The 23,571-nt window shown below is 63.1% G+C and carries 21 protein-coding genes and 1 tRNA gene; 13 read left to right on the top strand and 9 right to left on the bottom strand.

The window, feature by feature from the left end; translation table 11 throughout:
- Positions 1–29: 29 nt before the first annotated feature.
- From ACWGS8_RS01895 to tkt, 4 genes are all read right to left on the bottom strand, one after another.
- Positions 30–1,226 (bottom strand): phosphoglycerate kinase, encoded by a 1,197-nt coding sequence (locus tag ACWGS8_RS01895; RefSeq protein WP_010911922.1) that lies wholly within the window; start codon positions 1,224–1,226, stop codon positions 30–32.
- 158 nt (positions 1,227–1,384) lie between these two features.
- The gene (locus ACWGS8_RS01900; protein WP_454579348.1) at positions 1,385–3,268 is read right to left on the bottom strand and encodes a potassium/proton antiporter; all 1,884 of its coding nucleotides are present in this window, start codon (positions 3,266–3,268) and stop codon (positions 1,385–1,387) included.
- 195 nt (positions 3,269–3,463) lie between these two features.
- On the bottom strand, positions 3,464–4,474 hold the full coding sequence (gene gap / locus ACWGS8_RS01905; protein ID WP_454579349.1) for a type I glyceraldehyde-3-phosphate dehydrogenase: 1,011 nt from the start codon (positions 4,472–4,474) through the stop codon (positions 3,464–3,466).
- A gap of 210 nt (positions 4,475–4,684) precedes the next feature.
- Complete coding sequence (gene tkt / locus ACWGS8_RS01910) at positions 4,685–6,676, bottom strand: transketolase (protein ID WP_454579350.1); 1,992 nt, start codon at positions 6,674–6,676, stop codon at positions 4,685–4,687.
- A gap of 254 nt (positions 6,677–6,930) precedes the next feature.
- On the opposite strand from tkt, the gene ACWGS8_RS01915 reads away from it, so the two are divergent.
- The 4 genes from ACWGS8_RS01915 to ACWGS8_RS01930 all read left to right on the top strand — a co-directional run bounded on the left by ACWGS8_RS01915 (position 6,931) and on the right by ACWGS8_RS01930 (position 9,415).
- Positions 6,931–7,203 carry a DUF4164 domain-containing protein gene (locus tag ACWGS8_RS01915; RefSeq protein WP_095089347.1) on the top strand — a complete coding sequence of 91 codons (273 nt, stop codon included), beginning with the start codon at positions 6,931–6,933 and terminating at the stop codon, positions 7,201–7,203.
- Between the two features lie 10 nt (positions 7,204–7,213).
- On the top strand, positions 7,214–7,576 hold the full coding sequence (locus tag ACWGS8_RS01920; protein ID WP_454579351.1) for a cell division protein ZapA: 363 nt from the start codon (positions 7,214–7,216) through the stop codon (positions 7,574–7,576).
- Between the two features lie 163 nt (positions 7,577–7,739).
- Positions 7,740–8,399 (top strand): peroxiredoxin, encoded by a 660-nt coding sequence (locus ACWGS8_RS01925; RefSeq protein WP_454579352.1) that lies wholly within the window; start codon positions 7,740–7,742, stop codon positions 8,397–8,399.
- Between the two features lie 143 nt (positions 8,400–8,542).
- Positions 8,543–9,415, top strand: a complete 873-nt coding sequence (locus tag ACWGS8_RS01930; protein WP_454579353.1) for an MBL fold metallo-hydrolase — start codon at positions 8,543–8,545, stop codon at positions 9,413–9,415.
- 85 nt (positions 9,416–9,500) lie between these two features.
- On the opposite strand, the gene rpoH is transcribed toward ACWGS8_RS01930, so the two are convergent.
- Both rpoH and ACWGS8_RS01940 read right to left on the bottom strand, forming a co-directional pair.
- Complete coding sequence (rpoH, locus tag ACWGS8_RS01935; protein WP_010911914.1) at positions 9,501–10,412, bottom strand: RNA polymerase sigma factor RpoH; 912 nt, start codon at positions 10,410–10,412, stop codon at positions 9,501–9,503.
- Positions 10,413–10,625: 213 nt separating this feature from the next.
- Positions 10,626–11,681 (bottom strand): RluA family pseudouridine synthase, encoded by a 1,056-nt coding sequence (locus ACWGS8_RS01940; RefSeq protein ID WP_454579354.1) that lies wholly within the window; start codon positions 11,679–11,681, stop codon positions 10,626–10,628.
- Positions 11,682–11,706: 25 nt separating this feature from the next.
- Between ACWGS8_RS01940 and ACWGS8_RS01945 the strand changes: the two genes are divergently transcribed.
- The 3 genes from ACWGS8_RS01945 (at position 11,707) to ACWGS8_RS01955 (ending at position 12,717) form a co-directional block, all read left to right on the top strand.
- Positions 11,707–12,090 carry a fimbrial protein gene (locus tag ACWGS8_RS01945; RefSeq protein ID WP_454579355.1) on the top strand — a complete coding sequence of 128 codons (384 nt, stop codon included), beginning with the start codon at positions 11,707–11,709 and terminating at the stop codon, positions 12,088–12,090.
- Between the two features lie 54 nt (positions 12,091–12,144).
- On the top strand, positions 12,145–12,552 hold the full coding sequence (locus ACWGS8_RS01950) for a VOC family protein (RefSeq protein WP_454579356.1): 408 nt from the start codon (positions 12,145–12,147) through the stop codon (positions 12,550–12,552).
- Between the two features lie 90 nt (positions 12,553–12,642).
- Positions 12,643–12,717, top strand: a tRNA-Glu gene (locus tag ACWGS8_RS01955).
- Positions 12,718–12,820: 103 nt separating this feature from the next.
- Here ACWGS8_RS01955 and ACWGS8_RS01960 read toward each other — a convergent pair.
- Together ACWGS8_RS01960 and ACWGS8_RS01965 are read right to left on the bottom strand one after the other, a co-directional pair.
- Complete coding sequence (locus tag ACWGS8_RS01960; RefSeq protein WP_454579357.1) at positions 12,821–13,270, bottom strand: hypothetical protein; 450 nt, start codon at positions 13,268–13,270, stop codon at positions 12,821–12,823.
- A 101-nt stretch (positions 13,271–13,371) separates the two neighbouring features.
- The gene (locus ACWGS8_RS01965) at positions 13,372–13,677 is read right to left on the bottom strand and encodes a hypothetical protein (protein ID WP_454579358.1); all 306 of its coding nucleotides are present in this window, start codon (positions 13,675–13,677) and stop codon (positions 13,372–13,374) included.
- 228 nt (positions 13,678–13,905) lie between these two features.
- Between ACWGS8_RS01965 and ACWGS8_RS01970 the strand changes: the two genes are divergently transcribed.
- The 4 genes from ACWGS8_RS01970 to ACWGS8_RS01985 all read left to right on the top strand — a co-directional run bounded on the left by ACWGS8_RS01970 (position 13,906) and on the right by ACWGS8_RS01985 (position 17,333).
- Positions 13,906–14,295 carry a hypothetical protein gene (locus ACWGS8_RS01970; RefSeq protein WP_454579359.1) on the top strand — a complete coding sequence of 130 codons (390 nt, stop codon included), beginning with the start codon at positions 13,906–13,908 and terminating at the stop codon, positions 14,293–14,295.
- A gap of 903 nt (positions 14,296–15,198) precedes the next feature.
- Complete coding sequence (locus tag ACWGS8_RS01975) at positions 15,199–15,780, top strand: VOC family protein (protein WP_454579360.1); 582 nt, start codon at positions 15,199–15,201, stop codon at positions 15,778–15,780.
- A gap of 28 nt (positions 15,781–15,808) precedes the next feature.
- Positions 15,809–16,690 (top strand): glutathione S-transferase family protein, encoded by an 882-nt coding sequence (locus ACWGS8_RS01980; RefSeq protein ID WP_454579361.1) that lies wholly within the window; start codon positions 15,809–15,811, stop codon positions 16,688–16,690.
- A gap of 271 nt (positions 16,691–16,961) precedes the next feature.
- Positions 16,962–17,333 carry a hypothetical protein gene (locus tag ACWGS8_RS01985; protein ID WP_454579362.1) on the top strand — a complete coding sequence of 124 codons (372 nt, stop codon included), beginning with the start codon at positions 16,962–16,964 and terminating at the stop codon, positions 17,331–17,333.
- Between the two features lie 103 nt (positions 17,334–17,436).
- Here the strand turns inward: ACWGS8_RS01985 and ACWGS8_RS01990 are convergent, their stop codons facing one another.
- Entirely contained in the window at positions 17,437–17,652 is a 216-nt protein-coding gene (locus ACWGS8_RS01990) for a hypothetical protein (RefSeq protein ID WP_115140735.1), read from the bottom strand.
- 524 nt (positions 17,653–18,176) lie between these two features.
- On the opposite strand from ACWGS8_RS01990, the gene ACWGS8_RS01995 reads away from it, so the two are divergent.
- A complete protein-coding gene (locus ACWGS8_RS01995) occupies positions 18,177–18,413 on the top strand; it encodes a hypothetical protein (RefSeq protein ID WP_454579363.1) in 237 nt (78 codons plus the stop codon).
- A 565-nt stretch (positions 18,414–18,978) separates the two neighbouring features.
- On the top strand, positions 18,979–23,154 hold the full coding sequence (locus ACWGS8_RS02000; RefSeq protein WP_454579364.1) for a PAS domain-containing protein: 4,176 nt from the start codon (positions 18,979–18,981) through the stop codon (positions 23,152–23,154).
- Positions 23,155–23,571 lie beyond the last annotated feature (417 nt).

Genomic DNA, 23,571 nt, shown 5'->3' on the forward strand with positions numbered 1-23,571 from the left:
GTCCCGGGCGCCTCTTTGTGTTGATCGCCTCAGCGTTTCAGCACGTCGACGCCTGGCAGCGGCTTGCCTTCCATCCATTCCAGGAAGGCGCCGCCGGCGGTCGAGACATAGGTGAAGTCGTCGGCGACGCCGGCATGGTTGAGCGCCGCCACCGTATCACCACCACCGGCGACGGAGACGAGCTTGCCGGCCTTCGTGCGCGCGGCGGCGTGTTTTGCCGCCGCCACCGTGGCGTGATCGAAGGGCTCGATCTCGAAGGCGCCGAGCGGGCCGTTCCAGACCAGCGTCGCGGCGCGGTCGATCCATTCGCCGATCGTCTTCACGGTCTTTTCGCCGACATCCAGGATCATGCCGTCGGCCGGGACATCGGAGATGGCGACGGTCTCGCAGGCGGCGCCCGCCTTGAATTCCTTGGCGACGACGCCATCGACCGGCAGGATGATGGCGCAGCCGGCCTCGGCGGCCTCGATCATGATCTGTTTGGCGGTGGGGGCAAGGTCATGCTCGCACAGCGACTTGCCGACATCGGTGCCACGCGCGGCAAGGAAGGTGTTGGCCATGCCGCCGCCGATCACCAGCGCGTCGACCTTCTTCACAAGGTTCATCAAAAGGTCGATCTTGGTCGAGACCTTGGCGCCGCCGACGATCGCCACGACCGGGCGGACCGGGTTGCCCAGGCCCTTCTCCAGCGCTTCGAGCTCGGCCTGCATGGTGCGGCCAGCAAAGGAAGGCAACAGACGCGCCAGCCCTTCGGTCGAAGAGTGGGCGCGGTGCGCCGCGGAAAAGGCGTCGTTGACGAAGATGTCGCCATTGGCGGCGAGCCGCTCGCTGAAGGCCGGGTCGTTCTTCTCCTCGGCCTTGTAGAAACGGGTGTTTTCAAAGAGCAGCACGTCGCCCTTGTTCATGGCCGCGACAGCACTTCCCGCCATGTCGCCGACGCAATCCGAGGCGAAGCCGACGGGGCGGCCGAGCACCTCGGCCGTCGCCCTGGCGATCGGCTCCAGCGAGAATTCCGGCGACGGCCCATCCTTCGGACGACCGAAATGGGCGAGCAGGATGACCTTGGCGCCCTTGCCCGACAGTTCGGCGATGGTCGGCGCGATGCGTTCGATGCGGGTGGCGTCGGTGACCTTGCCGTCGGCGACGGGAACGTTGAGGTCGACGCGCACCAGCACGCGCTTGCCGCTGATGTTGCCGATATCGTCCAGTGTCTTGAAGGCGGCCATGCCGGTTCCTTTCCTAGGGAAAATCGCCGGGACCTTACCCCGCATCGGTGCCGATGCAAGGCTTTGGCCGCGACGCGATGCGAAATTTTGAGGCGGGCGCGAACATAGTCCGTGAAGATCGCCCCTCGATGACGGGGCAAGGCCAACGATCGCTCTTTTCAGCTCCCGGTCGTGGCCTTTTCAACCGGCGGCTCGGGCGGCTCATCTGTCTGTGTCGCCGCCTCCTGCGTCTCGGTCGGCTTGCGCCAGCTGCGGATGAAGGCGCCGAGGCGGTCGCCCATCTCGCCGGCGCTGAGGAACACCGGCACCCGCGCCACCGGCGCGGTCGGCTCGAAGGAAAGGCCGAGACCCGTGATTCTGCCCTTGTCGTCGACATCCCTGACGATCAGCTCGATCGAGCCGATCAGCACGCGATCGGCATATTCGGCATGGCCGCCAAGCCGCGCCGTGACCAGCGCGCCGACGGTGAGCTTTTGCTCCGCCTCGGTCAGGCCCGGAGCGTAGGCTGCCTCCAATTCGGCCGCCGCGCGCGCCGGGTCGACCGCGAAGGCGCCGAAGAAATCGGCGTCTTCCGGGTCGACCACCGCGCGGCTGGCGAACAGCTTGTCGAGCAGGCGCGGGTAGCGGTCCGGCACGAAGATGTAGACCTGGTCTCCGGCGGCCAGCCGGCCCATGTCCTGAAAGCGCATGGATCGTCCGTCGCGCAGCACCAGCGAGGGCCGCGCCCAACGCGGAATGCGCTCGCCGCGCGCCACCGGGCTGCCATGCGCCACGCGATAGGCGAGAAGCTCGTGATGGGCGGAGCCCGGCAATTCCAGCTCGACCTTGTCCAGCGGTCCGAGGCGCGCCGGCACGATGAGGCCGAGGCGACGCGCCAGCGGTCCAACGGTCCAGCCCTGGATGACCAGCGACACCAGCACGATGATGAAGGCGGCGTTGAAGATGGTGCGGCCGTTTTCCAGCCCGCCGAGCAGCGGGGTGATGGCGAGCAGGATCGAGACGGCGCCGCGCAGGCCGACCCAGGAAACGAAGGCGACTTCGGGGCGCGGCAGGCGGAACGGGATCAGGCAGAGCCAGACAGCGATCGGGCGGGCGACGAACATCAGGAAAAGGCCAAGCGCTATCGCCGGCACCATGATCGCCGGAAATTGCGAAGGGGTGGCGAACAGGCCCAGGATCAGGAACATGATGATCTGCGCCAGCCATGACATGCCGTCCTGGAAACGCTTGAGGATGGTGACGGCGCGGATGTCGGAATTGCCGGCAATGAGGCCGGCGATATAGACAGCCAAGAAACCGGAGCCGCCGATGGCGCCGGCTGCGGCGAAGACCATCAGCGACAGCGTCAGCACGAAGATCGGCAGCAGGCCGTGGTCGAGATTGAGCCGGTCGACGAGACGCACGATGGCAAGGCCGCCGAGTGCGCCGATGATGGCGCCAAGGCCCATATTGACGAGGAAGCCGAGGATCAGGCTGGTGACCAGGACATTGGCTTCGGGGTTGGCGTGGGCGGCGATGACCTCGACCAGGGTGATGGTCAGGAAGATGGCGATCGGGTCGTTGGTGCCGGATTCCACTTCGAGCGTCGAGCGCACGCGCTCACGCAGATTGATCTCGCCGGCGCGCAGCAGGAAGAACACCGCCGCGGCGTCGGTCGAAGCGACGGCGGCGCCGAGCAGGAAGGATTCCAGCCAGCTGAGGTCGAGCAGATAGTAGGCCGCGGCGCCGAACAGGCCGGTGGTGAGAAGCACGCCGAAGGTCGCCAGCGACAGCGCCGGGCCTGCCGCCTGCCGCAAGGCATTAAGCGGTGTGCCGAAGCCGGAATCGAACAGGATGACTGCCAGCGCCAGTGAGCCGGCAAAATAGGCGATGCGGGCATTGTCGAATTCGATGCCGAGGCCGTCGGTTCCAGTGGCGAGCCCGATGCAGAGAAAGAGCAGCAGAAGAGGGGCACCGAAGCGGAAGGCGATCAGGCTCGAAAACGCGGCGGCGACAACAAGCGCGGTGCCGACCAGCGTGACGAGATAGATCGCATGCTCCATCCGTGATTTGCCCCTCGAATTCCTCTGTTTCCGGCTTTACGTGAGAGTGGGGCGAAGGCATGGCCAGTGCAAGGCGAGAGGGTGGTTTTTTGGCTGAAGCCGCTTATTTTCGGACGGCGGACCGTTGCTGTTCCGGCAAATGAAAAACGCCCGGACGAAGCCGGGCGTTTCAAGCATCGAGAAGGTAGTCTTCGATCAGGCGATGGTCTTGCCGAAGGCGACCGCGGTGTCGCCCATGCGGTTGGAGAAGCCCCATTCATTGTCGTACCAGGACAGCACCGAAACGAAGTTGCCGTCCATCACCTTGGTCTGGTCGAGCGCCATGATCGAGGAGCGCGGATCATGGTTGAAGTCGATCGAGACGTTCGGGTGATGGGTGACGCCGAGAATGCCCTTCAGCTTGCCGTTGGAGGCGGCGATGACCGCGTCGTTGATTTCCTGCACTGTGGTCGAGCGTTTGGCGATGAACTTGAAATCGACGACCGAGACGTTCGGGGTCGGCACGCGGATCGAGATGCCGTCGAGCTTGCCCTTGAGGTCGGGGAGAACGAGGCCGATCGCCTTGGCGGCGCCGGTCGAGGTCGGGATCTGCGACAGGGCCGCGGCACGGGCGCGGTAGAGATCCTTGTGCATGGTGTCCAGCGTCGGCTGGTCGCCGGTGTAGGAGTGGATCGTCGTCATCATGCCCTTTTCGATGCCGACCGTTTCGTGCAGCACGGCGGCCAGCGGCGCCAGGCAGTTGGTGGTGCAGGACGCGTTCGAGATGACGATATGGTCCTTGGTCAGCTTGTCGTGGTTGATGCCGTAGACGACGGTCAGGTCGGCGCCATCGGCAGGCGCGGAGACCAGCACGCGCTTGGCGCCGGCGGTCAGGTGAGCGGCGGCCTTGTCGCGGGCGGTGAAGATGCCGGTGCATTCGAGCGCGATGTCGACGCCGAGTTCCTTCCACGGCAGCTGCGTCGGGTCCTTGATGGCGGTGACCTTGAACTTTTCCTTGCCGACGGTGATCTGGTCGCCGGATACCGACACTTCATGCGGGAAGCGGCCATGCACGCTGTCGTAGCGCAGCAGGTGTGCATTGGTCTCGACCGGGCCGAGATCGTTGACGGCGACGACGTCGATGTCCTTGCGGCCGGATTCATGGATGGCTCGCAGAATGTTGCGGCCGATGCGGCCGAATCCGTTGATGGCAACTCTGACGGTCATTTTTCTCTCCCTGGGAGCTGGAAGGCTGACGATGGGTCCGCAGCTTCATAGCGGCGGATGGGCAAAGAATCCAGCCGCAGCGACATGGATTTAAATCGATTAGGTTGGGCCAGTCCGGCGAAATCGCTTTGCGTGGTTTCGCCGGGCGTTTTTGTTTGCCCATGCCGTTGTCCCAAAACCGCGACGCGCTTTTGGGCGGCATGCTCAGCCTTACTTGGCGTGCAGGCGAGCTTCCGCCGCCTTGGCCGCCACCTCGGCGGTGATGCCGAAATGCGGGTAGAGCTGCTCGATCGTGCCCGAGGCGCCGAAGCCGGTCATGCCGACGAAGATGCCGTCCGAGCCGATGAGATGATCCCAGCCCTGGCGGATGCCGGCCTCGATCGCCATCTTGATCGGCGCGTTGCCGATCGTCTTCTTGCGGTAGTCGTCGCTCTGCTTGTCGAACAGCTCGAAGCAAGGCACCGACACGACGCGGGTCGGGTGGCCATGCTTCTCGAGCAGGTCGCGGGCGCCGAGCGCGATCTCGACCTCGGAGCCGGTGGCGAAGATCGTCACCGCCGCCTCGCCGCTGGCCGCGGCCAGTTCGTATGCGCCCTGGCTGCTCAGGTTCTTGGCCGAGTGCTCGGTGCGCACCGTCGGCAGATTCTGGCGGGTCAGCGCCAGCGTCGACGGCGTCTTTTCGGATTCGAGCGCGATCTGCCAGCATTCGGCGGTTTCCACCGCGTCGGCCGGGCGGAAGACATTGTGGTTGGGAATGGCGCGCAGAGCCGCCAGATGCTCGACCGGCTGGTGGGTCGGGCCGTCCTCGCCCAGACCAATGGAATCATGGGTCATGACGAAGATCGACCGGATGCCCATCAGCGAGGAAAGCCGCATCGACGGGCGGGCATAGTCGGAGAAGCACATGAAGGTGCCGCCATAGGCGATGAGGCCGCCATGCAGCGTCAGGCCGTTGATGGCGGCGGCCATGCCGTGCTCGCGGATGCCGTAGTGGACATAGCGCTGGCCGTAATCGTCCGGCGTGATGTTCTTGGTCTGGCTGGTCTTGGTGTTGTTGGAGCCGGTCAGGTCGGCGGAGCCGCCGATGGTTTCCGGCACGGCGCCGTTGATGACTTCAAGCGCCATTTCCGACGATTTGCGGGTGGCGACCTTCGGCTTGTCGGCCGAGAGCTTCTTCTTGTAGTCGGCGATGACGGCGTCGAAATTGGACGGCAGCTTGCCGGCCAGGCGGCGCTCGAACTCGGCCTTCAGCTTCGGCTCGGCCTTGGCGAGACGGCCTTCCCAGTCGGCGCGCGGCTTGGCGCCGGCCTTGCCGGCGGCGCGCCAGGCATCGAGGATGTCGGCCGGGATCTCGAAGGGCGGCGACTCCCAGTTGAAGAACTTGCGCGCACCGGCGATCTCGTCGGCACCGAGCGGTGAACCATGCGCCTTGTTGGTGCCGGCCTTGGTCGGCGCTCCGAAGCCGATGGTCGTCTTGCAGGCGATCATCGTCGGCTTGTCGGAATGGCGGGCGGCTTCGATGGCATAGGCGATGGCTTCCGAATCGGTGCCGTCGATATGGCTGGCGTTCCAGCCGGAGGCCTGGAAGCGGGCGACCTGGTCGGTGTTGTCGGCAAGCGAGACCGGGCCGTCGATCGAGATGTTGTTGTTGTCCCAGAAGACGATCAGCTTGTTGAGTTTGAGATGCCCGGCCAGCGCGATGGCTTCCTGCGAAACGCCTTCCATCAGGCAGCCGTCGCCGGCCAGCACATAGGTGTAGTGGCTGACGAGGTCGTTGCCGAAAGCGGCGTTCATGATGCGCTCGCCGAGCGCGAAGCCAACCGAATTGGCGAGACCTTGGCCGAGCGGGCCGGTCGTCGTCTCGATGCCGGTGGCATGGCCGTATTCGGGATGGCCTGCCGTCTTCGAGCCCAACTGACGGAAGTGCTTGATCTGGTCGAGGGTCATGTCCTCGTAGCCGGTCAGGTGCAGCAGCGAATAGAGCAGCATCGAGCCATGGCCCGCCGACAGGATAAAGCGGTCGCGATCGGGCCAGTGCGGGGCCTTGGGATCGTATTTCAGGAATCGGGTGAACAGCACCGTTGCAATGTCGGCGCAGCCCATGGGCAGGCCGGGATGGCCGGAATTGGCCTTCTCGACGGCATCCATGGAGAGAAAGCGGATCGCATTGGCCATCCGGTCATGTTGTTCACGCGACGTCATGGTTCCTCCAAAGGTGGGGGCTTGGGAGCGCCCTTGAAAAGGTGCGCGACACATAGCAGGCGCGGGCTTTTAGTCAACAAATCGGGCGCAGATTTGCCGGTCTTGTGATGCTGGCTGTGGGCCCACATTAGCGTTAGCGGGGGACAGTCGCGAGAGCTTTGTTGACGTTGCCTTCACCCGGTGCCTAATGTTTCACGGATAACGCGTTCTGAACGCGAACGATTCGGTGATGGGCAGGGCACAGGACGAAGGCCATGACCGGGGAAACCACGCTCAAGGAAGTCATCTCCAGGCTAGGCAAGGCCATCGAGGGGCTGGAAAATGCCGTCGCGGCCAAGTTGGAGCATGAACGCGACTACTCGGAAGCCGAGGCCGAGGTGCAGCGGATGAATGCCGACCGCTCCCGGCTGGCGCAGGAACTCGACAATTCCGAAGCGCGCGCCGAGCGACTGGAGGACGCCAACAAGGAAGTATCGCGACGGCTGGTGACCGCCATGGAAACCATCCGCGCCGTGTTGGACAGATAGGAGCTGGCCCATGGCACAGGTCACGGTTTCAATCGACGGCAAACAGTATCGTATGGCCTGCGACGAGGGCCAGGAAGAGCATCTGATCGACCTCGCCGAACGCTTCGACCGTTATGTCTCGCATCTGAAGGATTCTTTCGGCGAGATCGGCGACCAGCGGCTGACCGTCATGGCCGGCATCATGGTGATGGACGAACTCTCGGAACTGCAGAAGCGCGTCAAGGGCATGGAGAGCGAAGTGCTGACCTTGCGCAAGACGCGCGACGAGGCGCTGACCAAGGCCGACAAGAGCGACAGCGTGCTGACCAGCGCGCTTGGCGCGCTGGCGCAGCGCATGGAAGATCTCGCCACGTCGCTGGCCGTGAAAACCTAGACTTTCGCGACGCCGACAGCGAAATTTCTACATTCCCCAAGAAAAGGCGAAAATTTTTCGCGGCCTGCATCATTGCCGGGGGACCTCACCGTTTTGAACGTCGCCGATGGAGTGGTAAAAGGTGGGAGACCGCCAATTGGCGGCATTCACAGGGGTAGGAACCATGAGCCTTCGTATCAACGACATCGCGCCGGATTTCACGGCCGAGACCACGCAAGGGACGATCAGCTTTCACGACTGGATCGGTGACGGCTGGGCGATCCTGTTCAGCCACCCGAAGAATTTCACGCCTGTCTGCACGACCGAGCTTGGCACGATGGCCGGGCTGGAAAACGAGTTCAAGAAACGCAACGTCAAGATCATCGGCATCTCCGTCGATCCGGTTGCGAGCCACGATAAATGGCAGGCCGACATCAAGACGGCGACCGGCCAGACGGTGCACTATCCGCTGATCGGCGACAAGGACCTCAAGGTCGCCAAGCTCTATGACATGCTGCCCGCCGGCGCGGGCGAGACTTCGGAAGGCCGCACGCCCGCCGACAACGCCACGGTGCGCTCGGTCTATGTCATCGGGCCGGACAAGAAGATCAAGCTGGTGCTGACCTATCCGATGACCACGGGCCGCAACTTCGACGAGATCCTGCGCGCGGTCGATTCCATGCAGCTCACCGCCAAGCATCAGGTGGCGACGCCGGCAAACTGGAAGCAGGGTGAGGACGTCATCATCACCGCCGCCGTTTCCAACGAAGATGCGATCAAGCGTTTTGGCGCCTTTGACACCATCCTGCCTTATCTCAGGAAGACCAAACAGCCGTCCGCCTGAAGCAGGCGCCGGAACGGTTTTTGCCTTTTCCACCCCAGCGGGCCAAGTCATGCTTGACTGGCCCTGCCTGGGTGGACAACCATGCTCTTATTGGAGCCTGGCGGAGAAAGCCGTTCCTGCCGGCTGGGTTGGGGGAGTTCGGTTTGGACGTGGCTTTGGCAAGACCTGAGGTGAAAGGCTTTTATGACAAGCCGACCGGAGCCATTCAGTATGTCGTCGCCGATCCGGCGACGAAGCGATGCGCCATCATCGATCCGATCCTCGACTTCGATGAGAAATCCGGCGCGACGGGAACGAAGAGCGCGGATGCCCTGCTCGATTTCGTCGGGGAGAACGGCCTGGAGCCCGAGTGGATCCTCGACACCCACCCGCATGCCGACCATTTCTCAGCCGCGCACTATCTGAAACGGAAGACCGGGGCGCGGACGGCGATCGGCGCCAGGGTCGTGGACGTCCAGACCCTGTGGAAGGCGATCTACAACTGGCCGCATTTTCCCGCTGACGGCTCGCAATGGGACAGGCTGTTCAGGGAAGGCGAGACGTTTCGGATCGGCAGCCTACCAGTCAAGGTGCTGTTCTCACCCGGACATACGCTGGCCTCGATCACCTATGTGATCGGCGATGCCGCCTTCGTGCACGACACGCTGTTCATGCCCGACAGCGGCACGGCGCGGGCGGATTTCCCCGGCGGCAGTGCCGCGCGGCTGTGGCGCTCGATCCAGGGCATCCTCGCTTTGCCCGATGAGACGCGCGTCTTCGTCGGACATGACTATCAGGCCGGCGGCCGCGAGCCCTTGTGGGAAAGCACGGTTGGCCTGCAGAAGGCCGGCAATATCCATCTCGTTGCCGCGCACAGCGAGGCTGAGTTCGTGGCGCTGCGCGAGGCACGCGACAAGACATTGCCGATGCCGCGGCTGATCCTGCACGCGCTGCAGGTCAACATGAATGGCGGCCGGCTGCCGGAACCGGAAGCCAATGGCCGGCGGTATCTGAAATTTCCGCTGGATGGGCTTTGAGGCGATCGCGACGCCCCGCCGCGCGTACGAAAAAGGCGGCGCCAGTTTCCTGACGCCGCCTTGATGTTTTGTCGCCGAAGCTGCCTTAAGCCGCCGGCTGTGCCTCGATGGTACGCAGCGCCTGGGTCTGGCGCTTGGCGGCGGCCTTGACCGCATCCTGCACCTTCTCGAAGGCGCGCACCTCGATCTGGCGCACGCGCTCGCGGCTGATGTCGAACTCGGCCGAGAGCTCTTCCAGCGTCAGCGGTTCCTCGGCGAGGCGACGCGCCTCGAAGATGCGCCGCTCTCGCTCATTGAGCACGGCAAGAGCGCCCGACAGCATACCGCGCCGGTTTTCCAACTCGTCCTGCTCGATCAGCATCTCTTCCTGGCTTTCGTGGTCATCGACCAGCCAGTCCTGCCATTCGCCGGATTCGCCTTCCGTCGCCCGGATCGGCGCGTTGAGCGAAGCGTCGCCCGACAGGCGGCGGTTCATCGACACCACCTCGGCCTCGGTAACGTTCAGCCGCGTGGCGATCTCGGCGATCTGGTCCGGCTTCAAATCGCCGTCATCCAGCGCCTGGATCTTGCCCTTCACCTTGCGCAGGTTGAAGAACAGACGCTTCTGGTTGGCGGTCGTGCCCATCTTGACCAGGCTCCACGAGCGCAGGATGTATTCCTGGATCGAGGCTTTGATCCACCACATGGCGTAGGTCGCGAGGCGGAAGCCGCGCTCGGGTTCGAATTTCTTGACGGCCTGCATCAGGCCGACATTGCCTTCCGAGATCACCTCGCCGATCGGCAGGCCGTAGCCGCGATAGCCCATGGCGATCTTGGCGACGAGCCGCAAATGGCTGGTGACGAGCTTATGCGCGGCGGACGTGTCTTCATGCTCGGCATAACGCTTGGCGAGCATGTACTCTTCCTGCGGCTGAAGCATGGGAAAGCGGCGGATTTCTTCCAGATAACGGCTGAGGCCGCCTTCGCCGGAAACAATACTAGGTAGTGACTGGGCCATGATAGCGCCCCCTCTCTATTGGAGTGATGCCCCCGAAACGCGGCAGGCATGTGACGCGAACACCAAAAGGCTCGCTCGCGGCATAAGGTCTTATACAGGAACAAAACCAGAAAAGACAGGCATTTGTTCAACACGAAACAGTGTGTCACGCTGAAGTGAACAACGCCAGTCAGGTTTTTTGATGGCTAGATTTCGGGCTTGTTGATGGCAGGTTTAGAGATTGCGAAAGCCGCCGACGAGTTCCTCCATGTCCCTGGGTATCGGCGCCTCGAACCTCATCGTTAGATGGGTATCGGGATGGCGAAATGCAAGGAGCCAGGCATGCAAAGCTTGCCGGGAAAATGCCTTGACCCGACTTTTCAGGGGTTCCGGCAGCCGGTTAGCCTTGGTGCGGAAGGCCTGTCCGTAGTCGGGGTCGCCGATGACCGGATGGCCGATATGGGCCATATGGACGCGGATCTGGTGAGTGCGGCCGGTCTCCAGCCGGCATTCGACCAGGCTGGCGGTGGCGAATTCCTGCTGTGTTTCGCCGAAACGCTCCTGAACCGCAAAGTGGGTGACGGCATGGCGGGCGTCGTCGCGGCCTTCCGGCACCACGGCGCGGCGCACCCGGTCGGCGGCGCGGCCAAGCGGTGCATCGACCGTTCCGGTCGGCCGCTGCGGTATGCCCCAGACCAGCGCCAGATAGGCGCGTTCGAGATCGCCGGTCCGGCCGTGATCGGCGAAGGCCTCCGACAGCGCCTTGTGGGCGCGGTCGGTCTTGGCCACCACCATGACGCCGCTGGTCTCCTTGTCGAGGCGGTGGACGATGCCCGGCCGGCGCACCCCGCCAATACCCGACAGGCTGTCGCCGCAGTGATGGATCAGAGCGTTGACCAGCGTGCCGGTCCAGTTGCCGGCGCCGGGATGCACGACAAGTCCCGCCGGCTTGTTGATGACGATCAGCGCGTCATCCTCATAGAGCACATCGAGCGCGATGGCCTCGCCCTGCGGCGCGGCAGGCTCGGGTTCCGGCATGGCGACCGACACGCTTTCGCCAACGGACATCTTGCGCTTGGTCTCTTCGACAGGCTTGCCGTCGACGCTCACGGCGCCTAGCCTGATCAGCATCTGCACACGGCTGCGCGACATGTCAGGGCCGAGGCTGGCGGCGAGCCACTGGTCGAGGCGCTGGCCGGCCGCAGCCGCGCCCACCACCAGCACTGTCGGCCCTGCCGCCATGAATCGGTCCTCTATCAATTCGGGGGCCTCTTCGTTATGAGCGCTCATCGAAAACCGTTCCGGAATATTTGCCATGGCCCGGCCCGATGCCGACGAAGATCAGGAAAAGCCGCTCGACCCCGAGGTCGAAAAGCTGCGTGGCAAACTCGTCCGCTTCATGGCCATCAATCTCGGCCTGCTGTTGCTGGCTCTTATGGTGGTGATCGCGGCGATTGTCTACAAAGCCCGCAAGGCACCGCCGGCAAGCCCGCCACTGGCCGGCGACATCCAGGTGCCCGCCGGCGAGCCGCTGAGCGGCGACATCGTGCTGCCGGTCGGGGCGAAAGTGGTCAGCCAGTCGCTGTCCGGCAATCGCATCTCGATCGACGCCGAGCTTGCCGACGGCGGCCGTGCGATCTTCGTCTATGACATCGCCGAGCGCCGCCTGATCGGGCAGTTCGCAATCCGCAACAAATAGGGCCGGCCGCAATGCAACAAACACGTTTGTCGCAGAAATGAACAGGCCTCAGGCATGACAGGCTTCGCCGGGAATCGTCGTGTTGCAACCGTAGCGCTTGTCGTCGCCGACTATGACGAGGCGATCGCCTGGTATGTCGGCAGGCTGGGTTTCCAGCTCCTCGAGGACGTCGATCTCGGCGGCGGCAAGCGCTGGGTCACAGTCGCGCCGGCCAACGGGCAGGGCGCCAGGCTGCTGCTCGCCGAGGCGTCCGACGGGGCGCAGAGGCAAAGCATCGGCAATCAGACGGGCGGCCGGGTCTTCCTGTTCCTCGAAACCGACGACTTTGCCCGCGATCATGCGGCGATGCTGGAAAAGGGCGTCGAATTCCGTGAGGCGCCGCGTTTCGAACCCTATGGCACGGTCGCGGTTTTCGCCGATCTGCACGGCAATCTCTGGGACCTGATCGAGCCGAAACGGTAAAGCGCGGGCGGCTTTTTGTTCAATGCGGTAAAGCCGCCGAACCCCAGTTGCTTTTTCCCAGTCGTCAGCCTATATCGCCGGTTCTTGAGCGCGCCCATCGTCTAGCGGTCAGGACACCGCCCTCTCACGGCGGGAACAGGGGTTCGATTCCCCTTGGGCGTACCAAAGACTCAATGATTAACTGAATGTGGAAACCGTCAAGGAACGGTCAAATAAGCTGTCTGGGAGTACCGGCCAGGGTTGCCCAGGTGGGAACTGCGGGTGGCGGCTAGGCAGCCGGCGTCCCCTTCGCCGTAACGGCGCGGTGGATCTCCTCGGTCAGGCTGTTGTTGACCTTGATGAGCCGGTGCACCTCATCCTGGATTTTCAAGAGCGCTTCGGCATCCTTGTAGGTCTGCAGCGCCTGCTTGTCCGAGGCGGCGGCCGAAACCTTTTGGCCAACCATGATTACCGACAGCAGCACCAGCTGCAAAAATGTTTGTGCGATCCAAGCGATCAGCGTTGCAACTCCGCCCTGAATGGCAGCCGGCAAGCTGATGGGGGCGATCCCGGCAAAGACATAGGCGCACCACATCGTGCCAACAGAATTCGTGATGAGGAGAGCGATTCTCCCGTTCAGGCCCAATTGCTCATGCCGGGTGAGGTGAGGTCCGACCTTCTCGCGTTCCTTGATTCGCGGATCGGGAATGTGTTCGACGTTCACGATCGGCTTTTCCATGATCGAGATCATGGCCGGCTGATACCGGAAACACAAGTCAACCACGTGCCGAACCTGGCGCCTAAGCCGGTCAACGGTGAGGCGGGCAGATGCCCAATGGACTACCTATAATAGTACCTGTGGTGGTGGTGCCTGTGGTGGTGGTAATAGTGTCTATGGTGGTAGTAGTACCGGTGCGGATAGTAATAGCGGTGGTAGTACCTGTAGTGATGTCGGTAGTATGGGCGATATGGCTCGTAGTACGGGTCGCCGTAGTAATCGTCACTATAGCGGTAGGGGAAAGGGAACCCTCCGAAACCACCATAATAGCCGCCGAAGGGCGAGAACAGAAACTGCGCCTGGGTCGGCGAAATGACGGCGGCTGTGGTAGCAAACGCGAGCACGGACGCGAGTATCAGCTTCCTCACGGTTACCTCCATCGGTTCGATTGTGAATAACGCGAACGCCGATCGAATCGTTCCTTATGCTGGGTGGTGGTTTGGCTGCTCGAGTGAATCGCCCCCGCTCACCTTGCGCGAGGAAGGCACAGGCATGATGATGACAGTCTGCACGGCTTCCTAGGTCGCATCGATCGTGCAAGACCTGCGCCGGCGTCCAAGGGCCTGTCAAAATAGATGTTGATAGATGTTGCCTTCATGATCGACTCACCAAAGCGTCAGGATCCCGATGAGGCCATCGAGCCGGGTTTTCAGGCAATCGAGGCGCGCAGAGTTCCCTTGCCCGTCGGTTACCGACAAGGTGTGATCTCCGCGATCACCGTATTGCTGGGGTTTTCGCTTCTTTTCCTGCGGTATTGGAATTTCGAAGCTGGGGGCGGATGGACTGTCGCCTCGATCCTGGCGACGCTTCTGCTCGTGTTGGCCATCGTCCTCCAACTCGTCGCATTGTGGCGTTCGCTGCTGCCGCGCGACGACGACGAGCCGGTCTATCAGGTCACACTGCGCTGGTTCCTCGCCTCGATCATTGCTCTGCTTGCGGGCGTGCTGCTGGCCGGGCTGACCGCTTCGCACGTCTTCAATCTTTAATCGGGACGATTCCGGGCCGCTCGACCATCGGCTTTTACGCCGCAAGGTCGTGCTGTCGACCGCACGGAAAAGCCCCGCCGACCGGGAGTCAAGCGGGGCCCTTGGAGAGTAGCCGCAAAGGGGACTGGCTTCGGACTACTCATTGATCCGTAGGATCATCTTCAATGTAGTCCTCGGGATGAGATGCCGCATCGGCCGAATAGATGAAGGAAGCGGCCTTATTCTCATTTCAAGGCCATCCTCTCTACAATAGAGAGGGACTGGACAATACACGAGCACGCATCCGCGCGGATTGAGTTTGGCCGTTGGCGAAGCCCGCGATAAGCGCCGGTCCGCATGCCCGAATCCCCCAATTTAAGTCAGGCCGCGACGCTTGAAAGCGCAACGATCTCTGTTACTTACAGTGTGTTGGGATGGCGTCCGCGGCAGCGCGGATTGGGTTGGGTAGAGTTGGAATGGCGTCAGGAAAGATTTGCGCACGCTGCCATGGCGGCGGCAAGGTGTTTGACTGCTCGAGATGGAGTGCGTCGAAGGGCCATTGCTGTCCGCAAGGGACGCATCAGACCAGTTGCCCGGGGGAAACCCTCATTTGCACCGAGTGTGGCGGTGTGGGGATGATCGCGGAAGGCGAGTTCAGGGCCGTCGCTTAGTCCTGGCTTCGGCGAGGGCGCGATGCGGTCAGCCTTGGCGTTGCGCCGTGCCCCATCACTTGGAAAGATCCTGCAGCTTTGCGGCTACGGGCGGTTTCGCCGTCGTGCAACGATGGGGCTTGCCGCTTCTGGCGCGGCGGGGCCGATTGCATTAGCATCATGTCATGGATTTCGAGGCACGGCCCAGCGGCGCGCAGAACGCCGGGTGCCAGGCGGATCCTGACGAGCACTCGATGCCGCGGGGAGAAGGCCAATGCAGAAACTGCAAGCGCAAGGCGTCCACCACATCACGCTGGTCGGCGCTGGGCGCCAGACCTCGATCGATTTCTGGGAAGGCGTCCTCGGCATGCCTTTCATCTTCGAGCAGCCCAACCTCGACAAGGCCAGCGAGAGCCATCTTTATTTCGATCCGGGCGACGGCCGGCTGATCACCGTCTTCACCGATGAGAGCCGCACGCCGCAGAAGCGACGCACGCCGACCGATCCAGGTTGCGTCCACCACATCGCGTTCGCGGTGTCGCGTGTCACCTTCCTGCAGGCGGTCGCCCGGCTCGACGAGCGCGGCATCAAGCACAGCGGCGTCAAGGATCGCGGCTTCATGGATTCGATCTATTTCGAGGATCCGCTTGGCCTTTTGATCGAACTCGCTTCCTACCGCTTCGAGCCGCCGGTGGGTTTCACCCATGCCGATGTGCTGATGCAGGCGCACAGGCTGCGCGTCGGGCGCGGCGACTACAATATCGCCGAGGTGCATCTTGCGGACGCGATCCAGGCGCTCGTCGAAAGCTCACGCGCGACCTTGTCGGACGACCGGGCGCCGAAGAATCCATACTGACGGCCAACAAAACAGAGGGAGGACAACAATGGCAAAGACAGTGACCAAGAGCCCCGGGGAATCGGCTGCCAAGGCAAAGGCAGAAGCAGCCGCGAAGCCGGCGGTGAAGGCAGCCGCGAAGGCCGCGCCAAAGGTGGCCGCGAAAGCGGCGGCAAAACCGGCGGCGCAAAAGTCGGCGCCCAAGGCTGCCAAGGCCAAGTCGGCGAAAAAGCCGGCGTTGAAGCTCAGCATGCTGAAGCCGAGCGTCAACAACATGACTGTGCGGGTGTTTGCCCGGGCGGCAGGGTTCGACGCCGCCGAGACCGACGCCTGGGGCCACACGCGTTCGCCCGAATATCTGGCGCGCAATCCGGCGCATCTGACGCCGATGATCGAGGACAAGGGGCTGCCCAGGGGCGTGCTTTGGGAGAGCTGCGCCATCATGCAGTATCTCGCCAACAAGCACGGGCTGGAGAAATTCTATCCCAGGGCGCCGGCCAAGCGGGCGATGATCGACAGCGCCATGTTCTACCTGATCGGCACGCTCTACCCTTATGTGGCGCGCGCCACCTATCCGGCACTGGGTTTTCCGCAATATGCCGGCGAGGTCGGCCACAGCGATGCCCATCCCGACAGGAAATCGGAGGCACAGAAGGCGGCGATGGCGGCGATCGCCGAGCCGCTGGAGGTCTTCCACAGCTTCTTCAGGGATGGCAAGCCGTTCATCGGCGGCAAGAACCCGTCGATCGCCGACATAAGGCTGGCGGCGACGCTCGAGTTCCTGGCGGTCATCGACTATGCGCTGCCCAAATGGGCGCAGGATTACATGGCGGCAATCGAGAAGAAGCTCGGCAAGGCCTACGCCGAGCCGGCCGGCGACGTGCGTGGCTATATCGCCTATGTGCGGTCGCAGGCGAAGGCTTCGGCTTAAGGATTCGTTAACCAAAGCCCTGTCTACTGGCGGGAATTCACCGCGCGACCACGGATGTACTGGCGCATTGTCGGTGGAAGGAAAGGTCGGCTCCGTGCCGGCCTTTTTGCTTTTTGGACCCCATGCCGGGACATCGCGCGACGGTGTGATGGGGCCGTGGCGGAGCATCAACTTTTTGCACCGGGATATTGTCATCGCCGACGTTGTCTCTAACATCCCGTTCAGCGGATCCGGCTTGGAATGCCGGCCTGGAGTGAGATGAGGGCCTGCGATGAAATGCGTGGCGGCAATGCTGATGATCGCCGGTGGAATGCTGGCTGGGACGCTCCTTCCGTCACAGGCAGCAGTGCTCAATACAATGGATGATGTCGGGGACGCGATCCAGGCATGCTGGACGCCGCCGGCGGATGCCGGGAATTCGACCGTAACCCTGAGTTTCAGCTTCAAGCGCGACGGCTCGCTGATCGGTCCGCCACGACCGACCGCCGCCAAGGTGCCCGGCGATGACAAGGCGCGAAAGGCGTACATCGACGCGGCCATCGCCGCCGTCAAGAATTGCACGCCTCTGAGTTTCTCGCCGGCTTTGGCGCAAGGCATTGGCGGCAACGTCTTCACGTTGCAACTGGTTTCCCCAAAGAAATAGCTGGCCCGCCGACCTTTCAGCGAGAAATGCCGCTTGGGTGCATCCTACGCATTGCCTGTAAGGCTTCCGCTTCCGCCACGCCGGCTTTTCCAGAACCCATTGCTCAATGGCTCAGGCGTCGAGCCTCGGCATGCCGTGCCAGGTCCGGTGTCTCGAAAACATAGTCGCTCCAGGCCGATTCCGGAATCTGCCCGGCCAGATAGCACTCGAGCAACAGGTTTTCCTCGGGATTGAGTGGTCGTGGCGCGCGCTCGTGATCCAGCCCGAGAGAATGAAAAAGGTTTCTTGTCAGTTCCGATACCGTGAAGTGGATCGACATCTGCGTTCTCCCTGCGCCTTCAACGCGGCAGCCAGGCAAAGGTTTCAGCGTCAAGCTTCGGTAGCGTCGGATTGATCGTTCGCCTGCGGGAACCACGGCCCGGCAATTTCGATAGCCGGCGACCTGGCCGCTTTGCTTTGCGGTTCGTCTCAGTGTTGAAAGAAAAATACAATATCGAATTCACAGAAGCCATTCTACAACATCAAATGAAAGTCTGCTTTGGCCAAAGGGCTTCAATTGTTAGGTATAGCTCGCTTGGTGGAAGATTATCCAAGGCGAAATAATGCGATTCCGGGCTAATCAGCAACAAGGACCATGTCGGCCGCTTAGCTGCAGTCGATCGAAGCCGGTACGCGAGCGGTGCGTGTGGTCGGCCTCCTTCTTCCCGGCTGAATGACCTCTCTCGCCACGCGTCCCTCAGATACAGGCTGCATAGAGCTGTCATGGCGCAGCCGGCGCCAGGACCCGCCTGGAACGGAGGGGCGCTCACGGCGTTGTGATCGACAACAGCCGGGAGAAACGCCATGGCTACGTTCAGAGAGATGCGGGTTCTGGAGATCGTCGAAGACGGCTCCCTGACCAACGACCAGAAGATCGCCGCACTGCGTGAGATCGAATCCGAGGCACGGGGCCTGCAGCGGGCCGCGTCGGAGGGTCCGATGGACGACGATGACGGCTGGCAGGACGATTTGCGCCAGGTTCGCCTTGCACTCGACAAGCTCGGCGCGAAGGAACCCAAGAAGGGCGCGGCATCGCTGTAAGGCCGCCGGTCAACTTTCCCGAATTGCGCCTATTCGCAGACCATTCGAACGCGTTCGCCTGGCGCGCTTACGTTCCTGCATGCCAATTGCTTTTCGGGGTCCGACGGCGGGGGAGGCGGCGGTGAATATCGCGTCTGATGCCGTCTGTGCCCGGCAGGTTTCAAAACCCTGCGTTCGGCAAATTGTCCGGGCGGCTGTGGCGGCACCGGAAAGGCGCCGTTGTCGGCTGGCGGCGTGTAGTCGACATTGGGTGGCGGCCGGTCCCAGAAGCGCCTGGCGTCGAGCGGCCGCGGGATGATGACCGTGCCGTCATAGCTGCGCGCACAACCGCTGCCGAAAAGCAGCGTCATGCCCAGCAAGAAAGGCCCTATCCGTCGATACATTAGCAACACCCCTGCGCGGCTTATAACGCGGCCTTGGCCCGCCCGACAACCGGAGGGAATAACGCAGCAAGAGCGTGCCGGTTGCGCCGTTAAGGTTAGCGGATCGTTAATGCTTCTCGGGCACATTCCGCCGACGAACCGCGGAGGGAGGGTTCGGCCTTGATTTTCGGGGTGGGGACAGGATGGCGGAAGCGGACGAAGCAATCGGCGCGCGCGGCAAGCGTGGGCCCGACAAGCCGGTGCATCGCGGCGACGCGCCGCCACGCGCGGACATGGATTCGCCCGACGCGCTTCGCCAACTGCTCGAGGCGGGCTCGGACTGGATCTGGGAGACCGACGCCGAGCTGCGATTCTCCTGGCTTTCACCCACTTACCAGGCGGCCACCGGCATCGATCCGGCTGATGTGCTGGGCCGGTTCCGCTTCGATTTCCTCAACCAGGTCCTGAAGGGGAATCACAGTGCGGCGGCGCATCTGGAGGATTTGCAGGCACGCCGGCCATTCCGCGACTTCGTCTACGAATTGAAGGGAGGCGGCGCCGACTGCCGCTGGGTGCTGACTTCAGGCTTCCCACGGTTCGACAATGAAGGGAAATTTGCCGGCTATCGCGGCATAGGCCGCAACGTCACCGCACTGGCCGCCGCCTTCGAAACCGTGGAGCAAAACCCGTTGTCGGGCAGCGATCCCGACCGGCATCTTGCCGATCTCGAACGGACGATGGACGCCATGCACATGGGCGTCGTGCTTCTGGATGCCAAGCTCGACACGCTGATCGTCAACAAGGCCTATCGCGACCTGTCCAGCATTCCGGACGATGCCGTGACCGTCGGCGCTCCGTTCAGCCGGTTGATGGAACTCAACCGCCGCAACGGCATCTATGGCGATATCGACGAACAGCAGTGGCAGCGCTACCTCGCCAGCCGTATCGAGGAGATTCGCGCCGGCTCCGTCGCGCCTCGCGAATTTGTCCATGCCAGCGGCAGGACGATGATGTTCTCGGTGACGGCGCTGTCCGGCGGCAAGCGGCTCCTGACCTACTATGAGGTCACCGAACTCAAGCGTCGCGATGCCGAGATCGAAAGCGCCAACGCCAAGATCGCCGAAACCTTCGTCAATCTGCGCACCATGGTCGATGAGATGCCGATCGGTGTCCTCGTGCTGGATGCCGATATGCGCGCCGAAGTCATCAATCGCGCCTTCTATGACTTCTGGCGGATCGATCCGGGCCGCGCCGGGATCGGCTCGGCCTTTCGCGAACTCATGGAAGCCAGCCGCAGCATCGACCCTTACGGCGCCGATGACGTCGCCTGGCAACGGCATAGCGCCGAGCGCGAAGCCGAAATCAGGGCCGGCGTCGCCGGCTCCAGACAATTGCCGCACAATGACGGGCGTACGCTTGTGGCATCGCTGGCGCCGCTTCCCGGCGGCAAGCGGCTCATCTCCTATGTCGACGTCACCGACATGAAAGGGCGTGAGACCGAGGCACAGGACGCGCGCAAGCATCTCGCCAGCGTGCTGGAATCGCTGCCGGCCGGCGTCATCATCTACGACCGCGACGACAAGTTCGTCTTCGCCAACCGCAAGCTGCAGGACACGCTGCCGGCGCTGAAGCCCTTCTGGCAGTCCGGCTGCAGCTTTCGCGAGGCATTGGAATTCGGCCAGTCGATCGGCTATTTCCGCTCGAGCGGCGATGCCGGGATCGACAGGCTGTACGAGGTCGAACCCGAACGCTGGCTCGACAGCATGCTGGCGCGTTATCGCTTGCCAAATTCTTCCTACGAGCGCCTCAACGCCGACGGGCGCTGGTACCAGGTCTACGACATGCGCACCGATGACGGGACGTTCATCGGCGTGCGCGTCGACATCACCGACATCAAGAGCCGCGAGGCGGCGCTGCGCGACTCGATGCGCCAGATCGATCTCTTCCGCCACGTCATGGACGAGTTGCCAGTGGCGGCCTTCATCAAGGCGCAGGACCTGAGCATCGAATTCGTCAACAAAGCCTGGTGCGCGCTGACCGGGATCGCCAAGGAAGACGTCATCGGCCGGACCGACCGTCAGCTGTTTGGAACGCAAGACGCGGAAGGCTACAGCCATGACGACACCCAGGTCGTCGTAACCGGCAAGGGCCTCGAGGTCGAGGAACCCGTCACCCATCGCGACGGCACGGTGCGGCAGTTGATGACGCGCAAGAGCCGTCTGGTGGCGACAGACGGATCGGTGCATCTTGTCGGCTCCAGCACCGACATCACCGACGTCAAGGCGCGCGAGAAGGCTCTGGAAGAGAGCATGCGCGAGAACGAGGTGTTCCGTAGCCTGATCGACAATGTACCGGTGTCGATCTATGCCAAGCGCTCCGATCTCAGGCAGTTCTATGTCAACAAGGGCTGGTGCGATCTGACGGGTTTCAGCAGGGAAGATGCGATCGGCAAGACCGACATCGAGATTTTCGGGGAGGACGGCGAGGCTTTCGTGGCCGGCGATCTGGCAGTGCTGCGCACCGGCGACACCCAGGAGGTCGAAGAGACTGTGCGGCTTGCCGACGGCAGCGTCAGACATCAGTTCGCGCGCAAGGGCGCGATGATCGCCTCGGACGGTTCGCTCTACCTGATCGGATCGACCACCGACATCACGGAACTGAAGATGCGGGAGGCCGAACTCAGCGAGGCGCGCCAGCGCGCCGTGCTCGCCGACCGCGCCAAGTCGGAATTCCTCGCCAATATGAGCCATGAAATCCGCACGCCGATGAACGGTGTGCTGGGCATGGCCGAACTCCTGGCCAAATCCAATCTCGATCCCAAGCAGAAGACGTTCACCGACATCATCGTCAAGTCGGGCAACGCGCTGTTGACCATCATCAACGACATCCTGGATTTCTCCAAGATCGATGCCGGCCAGATGGTGCTCGACCCGGCGCCCTTCAACCTTGCCGAGGCGATCGAGGACGTGGCGACGCTGGTGTCGACACGCGCCAAGGAAAAGGACCTGGAACTCATCGTGCGTGTCGAGCCGAGGCTCGAAAGCCTGTTCGTCGGCGATGTCGGCCGCATCCGCCAGATCGTCACCAACCTGCTTGGCAATGCGGTGAAGTTCACCGACGAAGGCCATGTGTTGGTCGACGTGACCGGCGAGAGGGTTCCGACCGGAACCATGCTGACGATCTCGGTCACCGACACCGGGATCGGCATCCCCGAGGAGAAACTGAAACTGGTGTTCGAGAAATTCAGCCAGGTCGACACCTCCTCGACACGGCGGCACGAGGGCACCGGGCTTGGCCTTGCCATCACCTCACGGCTGGTCGAACTGATGGGCGGCACCATCGGTGTCGAGAGCGCCGAGGGCAAGGGCTCGACCTTCTGGTTCACCGTGACGCTGCCCGGGGCCGGACAGCAGAACGGGCAGCGCATCATGCCGGTGGACGTGACGGGCGCCCGCGTGCTGATCGTCGACGACAATGCCGTCAACCGGGCCATCCTGACCGAGCAGATGACCTCGTGGACGTTCGATTCCTGCGCGGCCGAAAGCGGCGCGGAGGGCCTCAAGGTGCTGATCGCGGCTGCCGCCTACGGCGTGCCTGTGGATTGCGTCGTGCTCGACTACCAGATGCCCGAGATGAGCGGCGCCGAAATGGCGCGCATCGTGCGCAGCACCGAAGGCCTCGCCGACACGCCCATCATCATGCTGACCTCGGTCGACCAGTCGCTCGCCAACACCAGCTACCGCGATCTCGGCATCGACGCCCAGCTGATCAAGCCGGCGCGCTCCTCGGTGCTGCTGGAGACGCTGGTGGCGACCATCCAGCGCCATCGCCACGCCACGGACAGCCACGCCATCCAGCCGCTTGCGGCCGAAAGGCCCGATGCTCCCCAGCCGCCGCCGCTGGCGCTGTCCGAACAACGCGCGCAATTGCAGCCGCCGCCGGTTCGGCCCCGGCTGGCTGCTACTGGCGGCGACGGACACAGGCTGGATATACTGGTGGCCGAGGACAATGAGGTGAACCAGATGGTCTTCACCCAGATCCTTGGCGAGACAGGCTACGGTTTCGAGATCGTCGGCAACGGCCGCAAGGCGCTCGAGGCTTTCGGCAAGCTCAATCCGTGCATGATCCTGATGGATGTTTCGATGCCGGAAATGAGCGGGCTCGAGGCGACCGCCGCGATCCGCCAGCTGGAGCAGGAAACCGGCACGCATGTGCCGATCGTCGGCGTGACCGCGCATGCGCTCAAAGGCGACCGCGAACGCTGCCTGGAGGCGGGCATGGACGACTATCTGCCCAAGCCGATCAGCCCCAGGGCCCTGCTGGAGAAAGTCGAGCGCTGGGTCGGCGCCGGCCGCCAGCTCCAGCGTAACGCGGGATAGCTGCGCTGCGCCCGATTCCAGGGCCCGAAGGGGCAAGCCGAGGGAATCAATCGCGGATCATGCCGCTACCCCTGCGTGCAATGCCTATGGTGCGATCGCACCATACCAAAGGCGGCGCCGAGCCGGGACAATGGCAAAATCGAATTCCGCCCTTGCAGTTACGGGCGGGAGCAGCGACCGCCGGCAAGAAACAGCGTCAACCTACCCCAACGGACCTGTTTTTGGCGATGGCCCGGCCACGACACGCTCTGGCCTTGAGCAACGCGCTCCCGTCCGGATTTTCTTCATCCGAGAAAGCCCCGTCGAAATCCGGCGGCGGCTCCAGCCCGCGGATGGCTCAAGCCCCTGATTCCGGGGTGAAACTCGGGTCAGGCCACGGCCACCCGACGCCACCGCCTTTTCCAACGCCGGCGACGC

This window comes from Mesorhizobium sp. 43Arga (genome assembly GCF_053714255.1).